The organism is Nostoc sp. UHCC 0870 (assembly GCF_022063185.1).
GTDB lineage: Bacteria > Cyanobacteriota > Cyanobacteriia > Cyanobacteriales > Nostocaceae > Trichormus.
Window position 1 is genome coordinate 939,741 of sequence record NZ_CP091913.1, and the last position, 15,530, is coordinate 955,270.

Annotated in this window: 20 protein-coding genes and 2 pseudogenes; 10 read left to right on the top strand and 12 right to left on the bottom strand. The window is 37.9% G+C overall.

Going from position 1 to position 15,530, the window contains the following annotated elements; all coding sequences use genetic code 11:
* The first annotated feature begins 155 nt into the window (after positions 1 to 155).
* From L6494_RS04125 to L6494_RS04140, 4 genes are all read left to right on the top strand, one after another.
* Positions 156 to 740 (top strand): cytochrome c oxidase subunit 3, encoded by a 585-nt coding sequence (locus L6494_RS04125; RefSeq protein ID WP_237991576.1) that lies wholly within the window; start codon positions 156 to 158, stop codon positions 738 to 740.
* Between the two features lie 89 nt (positions 741 to 829).
* Complete coding sequence (locus L6494_RS04130; RefSeq protein ID WP_237991577.1) at positions 830 to 1,315, top strand: hypothetical protein; 486 nt, start codon at positions 830 to 832, stop codon at positions 1,313 to 1,315.
* A gap of 221 nt (positions 1,316 to 1,536) precedes the next feature.
* On the top strand, positions 1,537 to 2,148 hold the full coding sequence (locus L6494_RS04135; protein ID WP_237991578.1) for a cupin domain-containing protein: 612 nt from the start codon (positions 1,537 to 1,539) through the stop codon (positions 2,146 to 2,148).
* Between the two features lie 89 nt (positions 2,149 to 2,237).
* On the top strand, positions 2,238 to 2,759 hold the full coding sequence (locus L6494_RS04140; protein WP_237991579.1) for an ArsC/Spx/MgsR family protein: 522 nt from the start codon (positions 2,238 to 2,240) through the stop codon (positions 2,757 to 2,759).
* Positions 2,760 to 2,989: 230 nt separating this feature from the next.
* Here L6494_RS04140 and hpsJ-A read toward each other — a convergent pair whose 3' ends face one another.
* The 8 genes and pseudogenes from hpsJ-A to cysK all read right to left on the bottom strand — a co-directional run bounded on the left by hpsJ-A (position 2,990) and on the right by cysK (position 9,495).
* On the bottom strand, positions 2,990 to 3,733 hold the full coding sequence (gene hpsJ-A, locus L6494_RS04145) for an HpsJ-like protein, cyanoexosortase A-associated (RefSeq protein ID WP_237991580.1): 744 nt from the start codon (positions 3,731 to 3,733) through the stop codon (positions 2,990 to 2,992).
* A 62-nt stretch (positions 3,734 to 3,795) separates the two neighbouring features.
* The gene (locus L6494_RS04150) at positions 3,796 to 4,443 is read right to left on the bottom strand and encodes a cyanoexosortase A system-associated protein (RefSeq protein WP_237991581.1); all 648 of its coding nucleotides are present in this window, start codon (positions 4,441 to 4,443) and stop codon (positions 3,796 to 3,798) included.
* 5 nt (positions 4,444 to 4,448) lie between these two features.
* Complete coding sequence (gene crtA / locus L6494_RS04155) at positions 4,449 to 5,312, bottom strand: cyanoexosortase A (protein WP_237991582.1); 864 nt, start codon at positions 5,310 to 5,312, stop codon at positions 4,449 to 4,451.
* A 351-nt stretch (positions 5,313 to 5,663) separates the two neighbouring features.
* Positions 5,664 to 6,281 carry a hypothetical protein gene (locus L6494_RS04160; RefSeq protein ID WP_237991583.1) on the bottom strand — a complete coding sequence of 206 codons (618 nt, stop codon included), beginning with the start codon at positions 6,279 to 6,281 and terminating at the stop codon, positions 5,664 to 5,666.
* 302 nt (positions 6,282 to 6,583) lie between these two features.
* Positions 6,584 to 6,832: pseudogene (locus L6494_RS04165) on the bottom strand (cysteine synthase A); the annotation flags it as partial.
* A gap of 227 nt (positions 6,833 to 7,059) precedes the next feature.
* Complete coding sequence (locus tag L6494_RS04170) at positions 7,060 to 7,599, bottom strand: DUF4097 domain-containing protein (protein ID WP_237991584.1); 540 nt, start codon at positions 7,597 to 7,599, stop codon at positions 7,060 to 7,062.
* A 396-nt stretch (positions 7,600 to 7,995) separates the two neighbouring features.
* Positions 7,996 to 8,235, bottom strand: a complete 240-nt coding sequence (locus L6494_RS04175) for a hypothetical protein (RefSeq protein WP_237991585.1) — start codon at positions 8,233 to 8,235, stop codon at positions 7,996 to 7,998.
* Positions 8,236 to 8,550: 315 nt separating this feature from the next.
* Entirely contained in the window at positions 8,551 to 9,495 is a 945-nt protein-coding gene (gene cysK, locus L6494_RS04180; protein ID WP_237991586.1) for a cysteine synthase A, read from the bottom strand.
* Positions 9,496 to 10,455: 960 nt separating this feature from the next.
* Between cysK and L6494_RS04185 the strand changes: the two genes are divergently transcribed.
* From L6494_RS04185 to L6494_RS04210, 6 genes and pseudogenes are all read left to right on the top strand, one after another.
* Entirely contained in the window at positions 10,456 to 10,875 is a 420-nt protein-coding gene (locus L6494_RS04185; protein WP_237991587.1) for a hypothetical protein, read from the top strand.
* Positions 10,876 to 10,963: 88 nt separating this feature from the next.
* Entirely contained in the window at positions 10,964 to 11,254 is a 291-nt protein-coding gene (locus L6494_RS04190) for a hypothetical protein (RefSeq protein ID WP_237991588.1), read from the top strand.
* Between the two features lie 2 nt (positions 11,255 to 11,256).
* Positions 11,257 to 11,568 carry a hypothetical protein gene (locus L6494_RS04195; RefSeq protein ID WP_237991589.1) on the top strand — a complete coding sequence of 104 codons (312 nt, stop codon included), beginning with the start codon at positions 11,257 to 11,259 and terminating at the stop codon, positions 11,566 to 11,568.
* A 161-nt stretch (positions 11,569 to 11,729) separates the two neighbouring features.
* Positions 11,730 to 12,092 carry a hypothetical protein gene (locus L6494_RS04200; protein WP_237991590.1) on the top strand — a complete coding sequence of 121 codons (363 nt, stop codon included), beginning with the start codon at positions 11,730 to 11,732 and terminating at the stop codon, positions 12,090 to 12,092.
* Between the two features lie 29 nt (positions 12,093 to 12,121).
* Positions 12,122 to 12,298, top strand: a pseudogene (locus L6494_RS04205) (LLM class flavin-dependent oxidoreductase); the annotation flags it as partial.
* Positions 12,291 to 12,662: a hypothetical protein gene (locus L6494_RS04210; RefSeq protein ID WP_190704927.1), complete on the top strand. Its 372-nt coding sequence runs from the start codon at positions 12,291 to 12,293 to the stop codon at positions 12,660 to 12,662. The pseudogene L6494_RS04205 and the gene L6494_RS04210, both read left to right, overlap by 8 nt.
* A 181-nt stretch (positions 12,663 to 12,843) precedes the next feature.
* Here the strand turns inward: L6494_RS04210 and hypB are convergent, their stop codons facing one another.
* The 4 genes from hypB to L6494_RS04230 form a co-directional block, all read right to left on the bottom strand.
* Positions 12,844 to 13,701 (bottom strand): hydrogenase nickel incorporation protein HypB, encoded by an 858-nt coding sequence (gene hypB / locus L6494_RS04215; protein WP_237991591.1) that lies wholly within the window; start codon positions 13,699 to 13,701, stop codon positions 12,844 to 12,846.
* Positions 13,692 to 14,033, bottom strand: coding sequence for a hydrogenase maturation nickel metallochaperone HypA (hypA, locus tag L6494_RS04220; RefSeq protein ID WP_237991592.1), 342 nt, complete (start codon positions 14,031 to 14,033; stop codon positions 13,692 to 13,694). Before hypA ends, hypB begins: the two co-directional genes overlap by 10 nt.
* A gap of 23 nt (positions 14,034 to 14,056) precedes the next feature.
* A complete protein-coding gene (hypE, locus tag L6494_RS04225; protein WP_237991593.1) occupies positions 14,057 to 15,160 on the bottom strand; it encodes a hydrogenase expression/formation protein HypE in 1,104 nt (367 codons plus the stop codon).
* A 132-nt stretch (positions 15,161 to 15,292) separates the two neighbouring features.
* A complete protein-coding gene (locus L6494_RS04230) occupies positions 15,293 to 15,508 on the bottom strand; it encodes a tautomerase family protein (RefSeq protein WP_190704907.1) in 216 nt (71 codons plus the stop codon).
* Positions 15,509 to 15,530 lie beyond the last annotated feature (22 nt).

A 15,530-nucleotide genomic window follows, 5' to 3' on the forward strand; every position in this document is an offset into this window, starting at 1 on the left:
TGCGGTAGACGCAAAGGCGCAAAGAAGAGAGCGAAAGGGTAGGCTTTGTACCTACCCTAACTACTGGTGAAATGTTTCGCCCTAGGAAAATATGAAAGAAACACTCCCCCTTCTCTCTTCTCTGTAACCTGTAACCTGTAACCTAAGAGGTATGTATGACTGTAGTGACGGCGCATGAGGATCATGAGGCGCATCCTGATTTACGGGTGGCGGGGTTGTTGACTTTCCTCGCTTCGGAATCTTTGATGTTTGGTGGCTTTTTTGCTACTTATTTGTTTTTTGGGGGGACTACGGATGTTTGGCCTCCAGAGGGAACGGAGGTGGAGTTATTTGTACCGGCGATTAATACCGCGATTCTGGTTTCTAGTAGTTTCGTCATTCACTTCGGTGATATGGCGATTAAGAAGAATAATGTCTGGGGAATGCGGTTTTGGTATTTCTTGACCGCTATTATGGGAGCGGCTTTTTTGGCTGGTCAGGTTTATGAATACCAAAATTTGGGGTATGGTCTGACTACCAATGTGTTTGCTAACTGCTTCTATATCATGACCGGATTTCACGGTTTGCACGTATTTATAGGACTGTTGTTGATTTTAGGAGTGTTGTGGCGATCGCGTCGTTCGGGTCATTATTCTGCAAGTAAGCATACTGGCATCGAAATGGCAGAAATGTACTGGCACTTTGTAGACATTATTTGGATTGTTCTCTTCACTTTGGTTTACATCATCACACGGTTTTGAAATTAGGTTAGCGGTGGTCAGATCCCCGACTTCTTGAAGAAGTCGGGGATCTTGCAGTCCACTAGTCTTTAATCCCTACCCAGACAATTATGCACACTGACACAAATAAATTTTCCTGGTTTCAAGTTTCTGAAGATGTCAAAAAGTTATTAATTTTAGCTGCACAGCATTGGGAAAATACTTCAGAATCAGAAAAATACATACAACAAGCTTTAGCTATAACTGGGGAAAATACCGATGTTTTAGTAGCAGCTTATAGATTTTTCTTTTATAAAAATAATTATTCTTTGGCATTGCGAACAACTAGCCAATTATTAGATAAAATTAAAGAATCAGAGAAATTGCCTGATGAGTGGGAGCAGCTTAAACCAATCTTAGCTAATCGGAAGGAAGAACCACCTATCAGGTTGTACTTAAATGCTTATGCCGCTACAGGATTGGTATTAGCAAAGTTAGGGGAAATCGAGCGAGCTAAGGAAATCAGCATGAGAGTTAAAGAAATTGACTCAAAGCAAGATTTCGGAGCAGGAATCCTACTGGATGTATTAACACGTCCAGCAGAAGAAGATGATTAAAACAGTGAACAGTCCACAGTTATCAGTTAATACTCTACAACCATGAATATTTTTTCATTTTTTAACGCATCTTCCTACAACGCTCTATCTGCATCTTCTGATAACAATAACCTCTTTCCCTCTAAGGTTGTTGTGCCAACATTTTCTAATGAACCTCTTCCTAATCTCGCTACTCCCGTGTTGGTTTTCTCCCAATTCTCTCAACAAAGACTTTAAATATTATGCAAGGTAGGGATTGGCTCTTGACAGGAGACGGTCAATATCAAGCGTGTAAATCAGCTAGAAGTTGGAATTTATTACAAGAGAATTATCGTCTATATCGGTTTTTAACTGAGATAGAAGATGTTCTCAATGGTGTAGATGATGAATCTATTCGTCTACCCGAAATCCGAATGCTGGTGAGACGTTTGATTGTAAATTCTTACTGGGTGCAGAGTCAGTATTTAGAGCCTTCCCCTACAACCGGAACATCTGTTCTACTGTTATATGATGAATTGGGTTTCCCATTAACAGTACAAACAGTTACATTCGCACCAGGAAGCATATCTAATATTCACAATCATGGAACATGGGGAGTGGTAGCAGTATTAAAAGGACAAGAAAAAAATACTGTTTGGCGACGCACCCAACACCCAGAATTTGCAGACAAAATTGAGCCAACGGGAGAAATTCTTCTATCCCCAGGAGATATTATCAGCTTCACTCCCGATGCAATTCACAGTGTAGCAGCAGTAGGTGATGAACCAACTGTGACTTTTAATATTTATGGTGAGACTGACCCCAAACAAAGATTCGAGTTTGATGCAGTTACCCATACCGCCAAAAAATTTTAATTCGTAATTGCAATTACAAATTACAAATTACGAATTACGTAGCTTGCTTCTCGCTTTGCGAGTATTACGAATTACTAGGAGATACTTCAATGGCTAGAGTAATTTTCTATGAAAAACCTGGTTGTAAGGGTGGTACTCGACAAAAGGTTTTGTTAACTGCGGCTGGACATGAAGTTGTAGCTTATAACTTATTAACTGAACCTTGGACAGTAGAACACCTGCGGTCATTTTTTGGCGATCGCCCGATTACCGAGTGGTTTAATCCTTCTGCGCCCAAGATTAAGTCTGGTGAGATAGTTCCAGGAAATTTAGACGAACAAACCGCCTTATTCCTCATGTTGAGAGAACCTCTGTTGATTCGCCGTCCTTTAATCCAAGTAGGCGATCGCCGTGAGGTAGGTTTTGATGTCGAACAACTAGATGCGTGGATTGGCTTGAAGCCTGTAGATGAATCCTTCCGCGAAATGAGCGAAAACCTCATGAGTCAGGATTTGCAAGGCTGCGCCCACGGTCACGGACATGGACACAGTGATGGTCATCACCACGATCATCAAGGTAATTGCAACCATCACGGTCAACAAGAACACCACCGTCAAGGTTGTAATCATTAGGAGATGAGGGCGCAAAATATAGCTTAGACCTCTTGCATAAATGCTGAAGCTGTCATGTTAAGCGAAGCGAAACATCTCAAAGATTCTACATTTCATTTAGAATGACATATCTCATTTTCGGACTTTTGCAAGAGGTCTCTTGAATTAATTGTACCTGAATATTAATATTAAGCCCTTCTAGATTTGTCTACAAGGGCTTTTAATCGTAATACTCTTTTATCTAGAGGTTACTATTTGTATTGTCTTATCCACTTGTTATTTCTCCAGATGAAAATTAACCATGCCGCCGATACTAAAGCTCCTAAACACCATTTAATAGCATTTTTAATCAGACTCAATCGTTGAACTTTTTGATTTTCTTGGGTTCTTGTCTTAAGTTGATTTTCTGAAGCAACAAGAAATTCAGAAAATTTAGTTTTGATCTCTTCAAATTGTTGAGATGTTTCAATTTTGGGAATAGTACCTATGCTTGGGGTGCTGCGTAAAAGCTCCTCCATTTGTGCCGATGTTGTTGTTTGTTCCAGTTGTTTTTTAACTTGTTCCACTTGATCTATTTGCTGAACAAGTTGCGTTGTATATAGCCGCTTGTTCTCCATATCAATTCTGACACTATTAACAATTCCTAAAGGGATTAGTAATATTAATAATAAAGCAAATAATAAAGTAAACCAGTATATTACTTTTAACCCCAAAGTTTCCCATTTCTTCCGTAGATTATCTTCTCCATAGAATATAAAACTTAGACTGATTAAGGGTATAGCGATTCGTTGAATTAAATCACCAAAAACTTTAAACTCCCAAGCTGGATTCATAAAACTTGGTGGGACGAATATTGCTACTAGTTCAAATAAGAACAAGAGCAACAGACAATAGCCAGTCCAACGTAAAACTAGTATAGAACGAGCAATTTTATTATTAAAATTCCATAATTGTGTGGTTTTGTTAACCAATTCTTCTGTATCTAATGGAGTCATGAGGTAAAAAATTCCTTAATTGAAATAAAAGATATATGGTTTATTTGACAGTTATTTAAAATTTAGTTAAACAAAGAAGGCCAATATTGATACCAGGAAAACCATACATTTTCTAAAATTTGGTAGGTACTTTCCGGGGAAGAATTCTGGATAGGTATAGATAAATGTGTCCAAAAACAACGACTATCTCGCAGTGATTCTTGACCTAATAATGCTGGTAGCAGGCGATGTAACTGTATATCAGATGTATAGCGACTGCGGATAAATTGTTCATAAGTTATTGCACTTGGACTGTTTGGATTGATACAAGAACGCAAATATACACGATCTTCCTGAACTGATAGGCTGTAAGCACCAATTTTATCATTTTGACGGATAATGGTACGAGGTTTATCGGGAGCAAAAATTTTTGGATTATATTGATGGAATAATGATTCGTTATCCATTAATGTGACTACATAGTTCATCTCGATTTTTAGGTTAATCTGGTTGCGTGTATATTGATATATTATTCTTTTTGTATCTTTATCAGTTACAGGCTCACTGGACTGAAATTGCCATCCAGATAAATCTATCTTTGAAGGGAAAGTGAAAGATGCTAATATTGGTTGCTCTTTAACTGGAGCTACTATAGATTTTAAAAGAACCAAGAGGATTCCCAAAAAACTGCAAGCTAAAAAATAAGGTCGGGCTTGTTTCCAGAAAATCATTACTACTATCCATCTAGGGTTTCCTGAGTTTGAATTTTAGTTACTGTAGTTGCTGCATTATTTTCTCGTGTTAGTAAAAAATAATAAATTATACCCAATATAGCAGTAGAAATTATGGGGAAAATGAGAGAGCCTTTTCCTTTATGCCAGTAATCAAAGCCTACCTGATTGTGAGCAGCAGTTAAAATTGCCATTACAGCAATTCGCATACTGTTAGTCAAAAATGCAATGACAACAGATGCTGAAAATACCAAGATTTTTTGCTTGCTTCCTTTTAAAGGGAATAAAATCAAGAACATTACAGTCAGCCTGATTAAATTAAGTATGTTGCTTAATCCAGAACAGCCGTGATATACAACAACACTTCCTTGAGGAAGGACAACAGAAACTCCTTCTACAGATGCTTCAAAACCTAAATACCAAAGCATATAAGTTGCAAATTTAGCAGTCAATGCCGATATATCAATTAATGGTAATATTACGATATGGGGGATATTAAAAAAAAATAGCAATATGAGTTCTTGTTTATATTGTTTTATGCCCTTAAACCCAGAAGCAATCAGGCTTAATGCTAAAGCTGAAACAAAAGGTGCAATACCAATGAATGTTAAACTGAGATAATTGCTACTTCTAAAAAGAATAATGGCAACGAGAAGTAAACCTAGTATGGTGGCATAAAAACTACTGTCTAAATTTAGAGTGTCACGTTTTCTCCATACCAAAAAGGATGTAGCAATCCAAAATATAATGCTCCAAACAAATATGTTACTTTCTTGCCGACTGGTTAGTGTTACGTGAATAGCGATTAAACCAGATGCAATTCCTAATAACCAAAATTGATTGCTTTTGATTGTTTTAATTGGGTTCACAGGCTTTCATCAAGGGATAATACCAGCGCATCGTCTCCTGTGGGAGAGGCTACGCCTTCGTACAGTTTCTTCTGGGGAATGGGTTTCTCGGCTTGTAGTCAGTGGTGTTCCTACGCCGGGAAACCCTTGTGGTTTTGCCCATTACCTGGTTAGGGAAGGCTTTTTACACATCATCTTGATTGCGAATTGCGAATTGCGAATTGCGAATTGCGTTAGCGGAGCGGGGCGTTAGCCCATTGCGAATTGCGAATTGGTTTTATTTCGGCTTCTTTGTCAATGTTTAATTCCTATTTTTTTAAACAAACACTGGATTGGATGTTTAGATTTTAGGAAGTTGACAGAGGCTATAACTTAAACTTTTGAGAGAGATTTTACCTTGCTTTTTTTGTAGTATCTCTTACCCAACAACCAGAAAAAACCTAAAGAAGCTCCAATAGCTAATGTATCTTCTGGTTCAGGAACATTGTTTACTACTGTAGCTCCGCTCGAAGCTACTCGTCCTCCAGCCTGAAAGTTAAGCCCTCCAGCGAGAGTAAACCGTAAATTTCCAAAACCTTCAGCAGCAGCAGTAACTCCGCGACTTGTCACAAGTGCATTTGTTGTTGCTGGTAATTCTGAAGGTAATAGAAATGCGAAGGCTCTACTACCAGTGGTGAAACTAAATAGCCTGTCAGATAATGTTCCAAATAATCCTGCGTTTACCCGACTATTGCTAGTTGTGTAATTGAACCCTGCAATATTCCCATCTGTCGTAGTGATATTCCAATTGGTTAATTGGTTTGTAGTTGCATCATAAGCGAAAGAACCTGTTGCTTGCCCTCCACCACGAAAATTAAAATTGTTTAAATCCCAAGTTAGTGCAACCGCAGATGCTGGAGCTTGGCTCAAACCAATAGCGATAGGGGTCAATGCTATCGCAGATAAAGCGAACAGAGTTTTGGAATGTTTGGGCATAAGTATAATTGACATTAGGTTATGTATTTCTCACTATATATAATTACATACCTAAGTGCTTAAGTAATTCAATTAATTATGAAGAATATCATGAAGTTTTCATATAGATAATCGGGTTTTATTACTCTGAATAAAGAAAATATTAGTTGCGGTTGGGTTGAATTTTTTATAGAGATTCTCCCTTTTTTATTACTCTGAATAAAAAATATAAGGTAATCGACCACGCAGGGAAAACGCATCTAATTTGTTTTGACAGAATGCAACTTTTATATATGTAGATAAAAAGGTAATTATTATCAGGTTAATATCAATCTAATACGTTGACCTACCTGAATGGCTGCACAAAAAACCGCACAGAAGGATATACCAGAGAGTAAGCGTTCTTCTTTGGCTAACCGCCATCCGTAACTCATGGCTTGATCGTCGCTAACTCTAATCACTTCATCAATTAGTTCCAGACGGAGGACATCGGGAACAAAGCCTGCGCCAATACCTTGGATTTTATGCGAACCTGCTGCACCACCAGAGAGGACGGGACTATTGCTGGGTTCAACTGCGATCGCCCTCTAACCGAAGGAAACACCGCTAAATTGAAAATTTAGCGGGGGCTTGAAACCCACATAATTACCAATTACCAATTTGCTCAAGGTTGTAATCATTAGGAAATGAGGGTGCAGAATGTTGATTAATTAAGGCAGTGTGAGTTCATTTTACCAAGGAGCGATCGCTCCTTGGTAAAGAGAGTTAGTAGTTGAGAGTAGAGTGGATTAATTTATCAGTAAGCACAGTAATTTCATAAATTTGCACACTGATCTTCTTTACTACCTTGGACAATATTCCTACCACCAATTGGCTTAGGAGCATTTTCCTTACACTGCAAATTACCATTAATGCGATTTTCTCGAATTGTCACCCCTCCAGTATTTTGAACAGCTTGTAAATTTCCGCCAATCTGGTTTTGATTAGCAACTATTTGTCCTGAATTTGACTCAAACTGCACATCTCCAGTGATGCGTGTACTCACCACACGAGCAGCACTACCTTGCTTGACTTGGATGCTTCCACCCACGGTAGCACTAGAATTTACTTCCACTAGTTTTGCTCCCTCTGCTTGAATATTGCCATTTACTTTTACACCTATGGCCTTGAGGGTTGCTCTGCGTTCAACAACAATATTTCCTTTAACAGTGGTTTTACTGAGAGTGCAAGTTTTACCTTGAGGTACTTTTACATTATCAACGGTGATTGCACCTAAGTTTCCTTGGCAAATAATCTCTTCAGCGATCGCAATGTGAGGGAACATTAGACTCGTGCTGAGTCCGATCAATGTCATTGAAACACCCGAAATTGCCTTTAGCATCATGATAAAAGTTTCTGCGACAACAGTTATCAATGTCGCATTGACACATGAGAAATACTTAAATAATTGATGAGAAAAAACTCATCAATTACAGTCAGACAATTGAAAAATTTTTACCCATCCCCATTAGACATCTTGTAAAAATATTGTACAGATGTAGCAATACTACGTTTCTACTAGAATTATTACTAAACGTGATACCCTGTAATTACTATTTGCTTGTCTGGAGAGTATATCGACTCTACCCTAGGGAATTGATTGTGAATCCACCAGACTTTTACTCTGTTACCTTTAGCTGGCGCGCTCCCAGATTTAGAATATCCTGCACCAACCATTAATAATTCAAATGTACTGGCATCCAGTATTGTACTAGTGAAGTTTGGTAAACCCTGTATCTGGTGTTTGTTTAGGGTCATAACTACCCTGGTAAGTCGTTAGTATTTTATATCCTGGTAATACTAAAGCGAAACCAGCAGAGCTATGAATTTCTCCTGGATATCTATAAGGTTCATCATCTGGTATGTCACCACCAAGACGCAGAGTAAAACCTCCGAACCATAGATACAAGCCAGGTATCAGCAAATCCATGCTATGAGCTATTGCTCTCATTCTCTCCTTAGTAGAAGAATTTGAAGATAAAACTTCTTTTGAAGACGACCAGAACTTTGTGACAAATGACATGGGTCTAAATTCCCTTTCCAGGGAGAAAGCAATCAAAAATCGCTTGGATTTGATATGTGTGAATCACAATTGATGCACCTATCCCTACACATTCTATTGTGACTCACAAAAAATAACAAGTTAAAGGGATACAGTGAGACAAGTGAGAAATTTTTACGCAGTTTCCAGCTTTTCAATTTTGGATTTGCAATTTTGGATTTTAGATTATTCAATCCAAAATCCAAAATCTAAAATTCCCACTCTCTAATCAATCGTCAACCCCTGAAACATAGCTGTACTCAGATAGCGTTCACCAAAGGAAGGCTGAATCATCACGATTAATTTCCCCTGGTTCTCTGGACGTTTACCTACCTGAATAGCTGCACACAAAGCCGCACCGGAGGATATACCAGAGAGTAAGCCTTCTTCTTTGGCTAACCGCCGTCCATAACTCATGGCTTGATCGTCGCTAACTCTAATCACTTCATCAATTAGTTCCAGACGGAGGACATCGGGAACAAAGCCTGCGCCAATACCTTGGATTTTATGCGAACCTGCTGCACCACCGGAGAGGACGGGACTATTGCTGGGTTCAACTGCGATCGCTTGAAAACTCGGTTTACGTTGCTTAAGCACTTCTGCAATCCCAGTGATCGTTCCACCAGTCCCTACCCCTGCAATTAAAATATCTACCTCACCGTCTGTATCTGTCCAAATTTCTTCGGCGGTGGTTTCTCGATGAATTTTGGGGTTAGCTGGGTTACGGAACTGTTGCGGTATATAAGCATTAGGAGTGTTAGCTACAATTTCTTCAGCTTTGCGAATTGCTCCCCGCATACCCTCAGCCCCTGGTGTTAATTCTAAAGTTGCACCATAGGCTTTGAGCATTGCTCGTCTTTCTTGACTCATGGTTTCTGGCATAGTCAAAATTAACTGATAGCCACGAGCTGCTGCTACCATTGCCAAAGCAATTCCTGTATTACCAGAAGTAGGCTCAACTAAAATAGTTTTTCCCGGCTCAATTAAACCTTCTGCTTCTGCGGAAAGAATCATACTTACCCCAATCCGGTCTTTCACAGAAGCAGCTGGATTCATGCTTTCTAATTTGACAATTATTCTGGCAACTACCCCTTCCGATTGAGGAATTTTATTTAGTTGAACTAAAGGAGTTTTACCAATCAGTTCTGTGACATCTTTAGCAATTCGCATAAATTTACTCCTAAAAATCTTACATTTACAGGTCTGTACTTATAATTTTTAGTTTATAACAATGAGTTTAAATACCTTGATTTTACTAATAGGCGTATGTGTGAGTATGAGTCATGTAATCTCACTTAAGCACAAAATTTGTGAGCAAAAAGCAATTTGATGACATTTTTGCAGCGATTTATATTGCCATAAGCTTCCTAGTGGAACTTTCTTTATCAAGCTAATGTCCAATAACCAATAACTCTAGAAATTACTGTTTATTTGAGCAGCATTTTCAATTCATTACGCCCAATTGCTTAATTAATAAGAGAAACATGACTCATTTATAAAAAATTAATAGTTTTTTTTGAGTTATTTGTATATACTCACCAATAAATAGAATTTGCTTGAGTACAACTTTTTGGCATCAACTACTCAAGCAAAATCAGCCTGAGATATCCGCCCAATGAGGTTTTAGTCTGATTTGATAAATACTAGAACCCCATCTGATTAATGCTAGTACCCCGCCCCAAAAATACTAGCACCCCTACCCCAAATTATTTTTATAACCCTTAATATCTCAAGGTTTTAGACTTTGAGTACAAACTTAATAACTTTAATAATCTTAATCTGACACCCTGAAACCATAGGCGAGAAGAGCAACTGATATAAAACGTATAGGATTTACGCAGAGATTCCCCTCTACCCCCCGAAATTCAATGGGTTAAACCAGCGAACTAGGGGGGACTTCTTAATCATTAAAAAGTGATTTTTGAACAGTTATCTGTAAAAGTATCTATTTCCGATAATAAGAATACTTTTTTGTTGAATTTCCTTTCATTCACAGCGTAAATTTATTATTTTTCTGTATCATTAGCTCCTTTATTATCCAAATTATATCTCAGTTTTTTCACTCTTCATGTATGGAATTATTACGATATTTAATTTGGTGGTGCTGAGTACATAGCAAGGGGAGCAAAGATGAAATCTAAACTGCTCAATGTTCTCACTGTTTGTCTAGTTGCTTTAGTGGTAATATCTCCTGGGCTAATAGTGTTGAGTTTAGTTTGGGAAAAACACACAGAGTTCGTTAGAACACAGAAATTAGTCCCAGATGTTAATAAAATTAGTCCAACGAATAATCAAGTAATAACTAGTAACAAATCATCTCCATCTCAAATTGTTACTCCATTACCTGCTCATCAAGGTGTAAATCAAGTGGTAACTATTGCTGAGAGTTACAAGCTTGCTATTATCATCCAATGGTTTATTGTATTAATTCCTATTTTTATTGGCTTAGGAATTATTATTCATGACCGTTATCTTGTTCATCGGGCTGCAATGTTAAAAGAACAAGTAGAAATGTTAGAAAGACTTTGGCAGCAAAGTATAGAACAATAGATTTGAGGAATCAATGGTCAGTATTTATTTTTAAATTCTGACTTATCCCTAAGAATTAATCGTCAACATAATCATTCAAAAAAGCACTATGAAAGAAGTCAAAGAAGAACGCCAAACATTATATTTTAATTTAATTGATGAATTGCTACAATGTCCTAATGGGCAAGAGCCAGAAATTTTAGAAGCCAATAAAGAATTAATTGATGCTAATTTTGTAGAAACAATTGTACAAGTAGCGACTACATTTGCCCATCAAGGTAATCAAGATGGGTCAAAGTTTCTCTTTTTTCTAGCTCGTGAGTTAGCAAAATATTTAGGTTTATATCCTGAGTTACAACAAACTGAAAATACTAATACTGAAGCTGCAAATAAGGAGTAATCATGCTACTTACTGCAACTGATGCTGGACATATAGCATTAGAGTTTCTGTTGGCAGACTGGAATATTTCAGTAGATTATAGAGATTGGTTTACCATCTTAAATTCTCGCTTAGTAGGTGAGAGTTGGTATATTGTAGAATTGGGTGTAGCTGGCTTTCCTGATAGGTGGTACGTTCAAGTATATGATACGGGAGAATGTGACCCAAACTATACGTTTAAGTCGCCTATTAGTAGCTCTGAGGGATTTGTAGACTTAGGCAATTTACCTGAGATTATAGCTGAAGTATTATTTGCAGAGCGAAAATCTAGATAAGAACATTCAGGCTAAAAATTAAGCTGATTCAGTTGAAATTATTTGAGGTGTCACTTCTAAAAAGTACACCTCATTTTTGATTTATATCTAAATTTTATTCCAAATAAATTTATTATTTTGTCATGATTAAATAACAAATATATGTTATATTGAGTAGAGTGATGGACGCTACAGAAATATCAATTCCAATGATTACGGAAGATATATTAGCTAAAGAATTCATAAGAGTCGTCACTCAATATTATCCAAAAGTTGGGGAATTATTAGACGGGTGTCATGTGAAAGTCATCACCTGTTTTTGGGGACGGCCTGCCAGACGCTTGCAATATATAGGCATTTATTGTTCTGATGATATGCTTCCTCATGTGCAAGCTCACAAAGAAATACTGCGGGAATTAGCAGAAAATATGGGATTAGTGCAAGTAGTCTGCATGAATGCCAAGCGATTATTGCGAGATCCTTTATCGAAGCTTAAAGATAATGATCCACGTCTATGGTTGGAGTTACATATGGTAGAAAAATAGTCAGATTATGTAAAAGTCAAAAAAATTAAGACTACTTGATTGAAAACTCAATCATTGGGGATGTAGTCATCTGTCGGGACAAAATCAAAAAATTCCAGGACGAATTAAATCTAGGTACATTGGCGTTCAAACCTACTTCATTCAATCTAGCCAAGAATCAAGAGAGTTTGTTGCGCTACAACCAAAAGGTTAGAAATTATGTCTAAAATCAACCAGCTTCCTCCCGATGATTTACCCCCAACTGGGGTGACAAAAGAGGATGGAATGCTGCATCTGGAACTAGAACAGTCTATTGGCAGATGCTTTTATCTAGCTTGCGATCGCATTACCCAAGCATTATTATCTAATTGCCAGTGGTATCTCACCAAAAAAGACACGATGATCATGCTAGTGATTGACTGTCCTGATATAGTCTCTTACTGGCACATTGTCAGCAATATTCCGCAGCTAGGCAATAGACTCGAAAGATTTACTAATAATGCCAAAATTCGCGTTTACCCCCCTTTTGGTAAAGGCGACCCCTTGGAAATTAGTGTCAATGAAATTTCAGCTTACCGAGATTGGCTATAGAGTGCTAGGCAATCTTTTTAGGATAATTGCAATTTTATAGGACTTACGCAACTGGCACATTTGGCACGTAGGGCGTGTGACGCTGCAAGCCCTCTTTAAACGTAGTCATGAAACTTATAGCGTCACGCACCAACCATCGATTGTGACACTTGCGTAAGTCCTGTTTTATTGCAAACAACAATCAAGCATTAATGAAATTTGAATAATTTATTACCTTTTCTGTTAGCCATTTATACCAAGTATCTAAGCCTGCACCTGTGGTTGCAGACACCTGAAAAATTTGCATATTCGGATTAACCTGTTGTGCGTATTCTATACAACGCTGCACATCGAATTGTACATAGGGTAACAAGTCAATTTTGGTGATAATCATAATCTCACTGGCGCGGAACATATGGGGGTATTTAATTGGCTTATCTTCCCCTTCTGTAACCGAAAGAATGACTACTTTCGCCTGTTCTCCCAAATCAAATAAAGCTGGACAAACTAAATTACCCACATTCTCAATCATCAAAACTGAGTTGAGGGGGGGGTTTAGTTGTTGCAAACCTCTATCTATCATCGAAGCATCTAAATGACAGCCTGTACCTGTGTTAATTTGCACAACTTTACAGCCTGTCTCTTTAATTTTCTGAGCATCATTAATTGTTTCTTGGTCGCCTTCGATGACAGTTATAGGTAATTGATGTTTTAAATCGTTGATAGTGCGAGTTAAAAGAGTTGTCTTACCCGCACCGGGGGAACTCATTAAGTTTAATGCGAGAATATTACGACCTTTAAACCAGCCGCGATTTTGGGCTGCTAGGAGGTTATTTTTTCCTAAAATCTCTTGTTCTAAAGATATAGTTGTACCATGAATTTTGGCGTGAATTTGTGGTGCTTCATGGTTATGATTTTGGTCGTGATTGTGGGAATGTTTAATCACAGTACCATCTGGTAAGGTGTGGGTATGATGATGGTGATTATGTTCCATTTCACCTGTTTCTAAATTAGTTATTTTGCCGTCAGCATCATCAGAACAACCGCAGGTTACACACATACTTCCTCAATTTCTATCTCTTTAATTTTTAGTTCTTCCCCAGTGATTAAATCTAAGTGAACGCTACCACATTTACAGATACCAAATGGTTTTTCTAGAGCAATTTCTGCACCACATTGACGACATTTAGCTAAACCAGGAATTTCAATAATTTCTAATGTTGCACCTGCCAAAACTGTACCTTGGGTACAAATATCAAAACAAAATTTGATAGCATCAGGCATAATAGCGGAAAGTTTGCCAATCTCTAATGAAACTCGGCTTACTTTTGAGCCTTGAGCATATTCATTAACGATCGCAATAATATTTTGAGTAATTCCTAGTTCGTGCATGACATGAAATGCTCTACTTATTATCAACAAATTCTTGGTAATTGATCGCCAACTAGCATATCAACAATTCTTTCTGTACCAAAGGCAGTTTTTAATAAAACTACTCCTGCGGGTGAATCAATAACCTCCCCAATAATAGACGCATCTTTACCAAATGGGTGAGATTTCATTGCTGATAAAACTGTTTCGGCTTTCTCTCTCTTCACCGCTAATACTAATTTGCCTTCATTAGCTAAATATAAGGGGTCTAATCCCAAAATTTCACACATTCCTTTGACTTCTTCACGTACAGGGATAGATTCTTCATTGATGCGTATCCCTACATTAGAAGTCATGGCAAATTCATTTAAAACTGTTGCTAAACCTCCCCGTGTTGCATCCCGCATAGTGTGAACTTCAGGACAAACATTGAGGATAGTTGCTACTAATTCATGTAATGGCTGACAATCACTTTCTATGTTAGTCTCTAATGCTAATTCTCCACGGGCAATTAAAATTGCTGCGCCATGATTTCCTAATTCTCCATTTATAATTATGACATCGCCGGGTTGAATATTGTGGGCGGAAATATTAACCCCTGTGGGGATAATGCCAATACCAGTAGTGTTAATAAATATTTTGTCAGCCGCGCCACGATGAACAACTTTTGTGTCACCGGTGACGATTTGCACGCCTGCTTTTTGGGCAGATGTTTTCATACTGGTGACGACGCGCCGGAGGGTTTCTATTGGTAATCCTTCTTCTAGAATTACACTACAGGTTAAATATAAGGGTTTAGCACCACTGACGGCTAAGTCATTAATTGTACCGTTTATTGCTAGTTCTCCGATATCGCTACCAGGAAAAAATAAGGGGTCTACGACATAGGAATCTGTGGTAAAAGCGAGTCTATCTCCTTGTTTTAAAAGACTAGATAAATTAAAGCTAGCTTGGTCTTCTAATTGGGAAAGAATGGGATTATCAAAACTACTGACAAAAATATCATCTATTAAGTCGCGCATGGCTTTTCCGCCGCTACCATGTGCGAGAGTGATGTGAGTATCTCTTACTTTAGCTGGGCGACGGCGAGCTTGTTCGATTTTTTGAAATAGGGGATTTGGTGTTAATTTTGTTTTTGAAATATCCATTTTTAATAATTCGTAATTCGTAATTCGTAATTTGTAATTTGTAATTTTTAATTTGTAATTAAGAAGTTTTGGTGATTAGTTTCATGTAAGGTGCGTTACGCTTTCGCTAACACACCCTACTATTTTTTAGTGCTATCTGCCTGTTTCGTCGTGTCTACCACGATGGCGATCGCAGTGTAAAATACCATTTACAGCCCAGTTTTCTCGCTCAAACTCATCTATGTGAATGGTTATCCATTCTGGTTTGGTATCTAATGCTGCAACCATCGCATTGGTAATGGCTTCTACTAAATGCCGTTTTTTTTCGATGGAATGTCCTCTGGCAATTTTGACGGTAACAATTGGCATACAATTTTTCCTCGCAGTGTTG

Bases quoted from the DNA above. Each gene is read 5' to 3' on its own strand.
- L6494_RS04125 (WP_237991576.1), top strand. From the start codon at position 156: ATGACTGTAGTGACGGCGCATGAGGATCATGAGGCGCATCCTGATTTA.
- L6494_RS04160 (WP_237991583.1), bottom strand. From the start codon at position 6,281: ATGTCAATTATACTTATGCCCAAACATTCCAAAACTCTGTTCGCTTTA.
- L6494_RS04135 (WP_237991578.1), top strand. From the start codon at position 1,537: ATGCAAGGTAGGGATTGGCTCTTGACAGGAGACGGTCAATATCAAGCG.
- hypB (WP_237991591.1), bottom strand. From the start codon at position 13,701: ATGTGTGTAACCTGCGGTTGTTCTGATGATGCTGACGGCAAAATAACT.
- L6494_RS04230 (WP_190704907.1), bottom strand. From the start codon at position 15,508: ATGCCAATTGTTACCGTCAAAATTGCCAGAGGACATTCCATCGAAAAA.
- L6494_RS04150 (WP_237991581.1), bottom strand. From the start codon at position 4,443: ATGATTTTCTGGAAACAAGCCCGACCTTATTTTTTAGCTTGCAGTTTT.
- L6494_RS04195 (WP_237991589.1), top strand. From the start codon at position 11,257: ATGCTACTTACTGCAACTGATGCTGGACATATAGCATTAGAGTTTCTG.
- L6494_RS04200 (WP_237991590.1), top strand. From the start codon at position 11,730: ATGGACGCTACAGAAATATCAATTCCAATGATTACGGAAGATATATTA.
- hypE (WP_237991593.1), bottom strand. From the start codon at position 15,160: ATGGATATTTCAAAAACAAAATTAACACCAAATCCCCTATTTCAAAAA.
- L6494_RS04190 (WP_237991588.1), top strand. From the start codon at position 10,964: ATGAAAGAAGTCAAAGAAGAACGCCAAACATTATATTTTAATTTAATT.
- L6494_RS04170 (WP_237991584.1), bottom strand. From the start codon at position 7,599: ATGACATTGATCGGACTCAGCACGAGTCTAATGTTCCCTCACATTGCG.
- L6494_RS04185 (WP_237991587.1), top strand. From the start codon at position 10,456: ATGAAATCTAAACTGCTCAATGTTCTCACTGTTTGTCTAGTTGCTTTA.
- hpsJ-A (WP_237991580.1), bottom strand. From the start codon at position 3,733: ATGACTCCATTAGATACAGAAGAATTGGTTAACAAAACCACACAATTA.
- hypA (WP_237991592.1), bottom strand. From the start codon at position 14,033: ATGCACGAACTAGGAATTACTCAAAATATTATTGCGATCGTTAATGAA.
- L6494_RS04175 (WP_237991585.1), bottom strand. From the start codon at position 8,235: ATGAGAGCAATAGCTCATAGCATGGATTTGCTGATACCTGGCTTGTAT.
- L6494_RS04130 (WP_237991577.1), top strand. From the start codon at position 830: ATGCACACTGACACAAATAAATTTTCCTGGTTTCAAGTTTCTGAAGAT.
- cysK (WP_237991586.1), bottom strand. From the start codon at position 9,495: ATGCGAATTGCTAAAGATGTCACAGAACTGATTGGTAAAACTCCTTTA.
- L6494_RS04140 (WP_237991579.1), top strand. From the start codon at position 2,238: ATGGCTAGAGTAATTTTCTATGAAAAACCTGGTTGTAAGGGTGGTACT.
- L6494_RS04210 (WP_190704927.1), top strand. From the start codon at position 12,291: ATGTCTAAAATCAACCAGCTTCCTCCCGATGATTTACCCCCAACTGGG.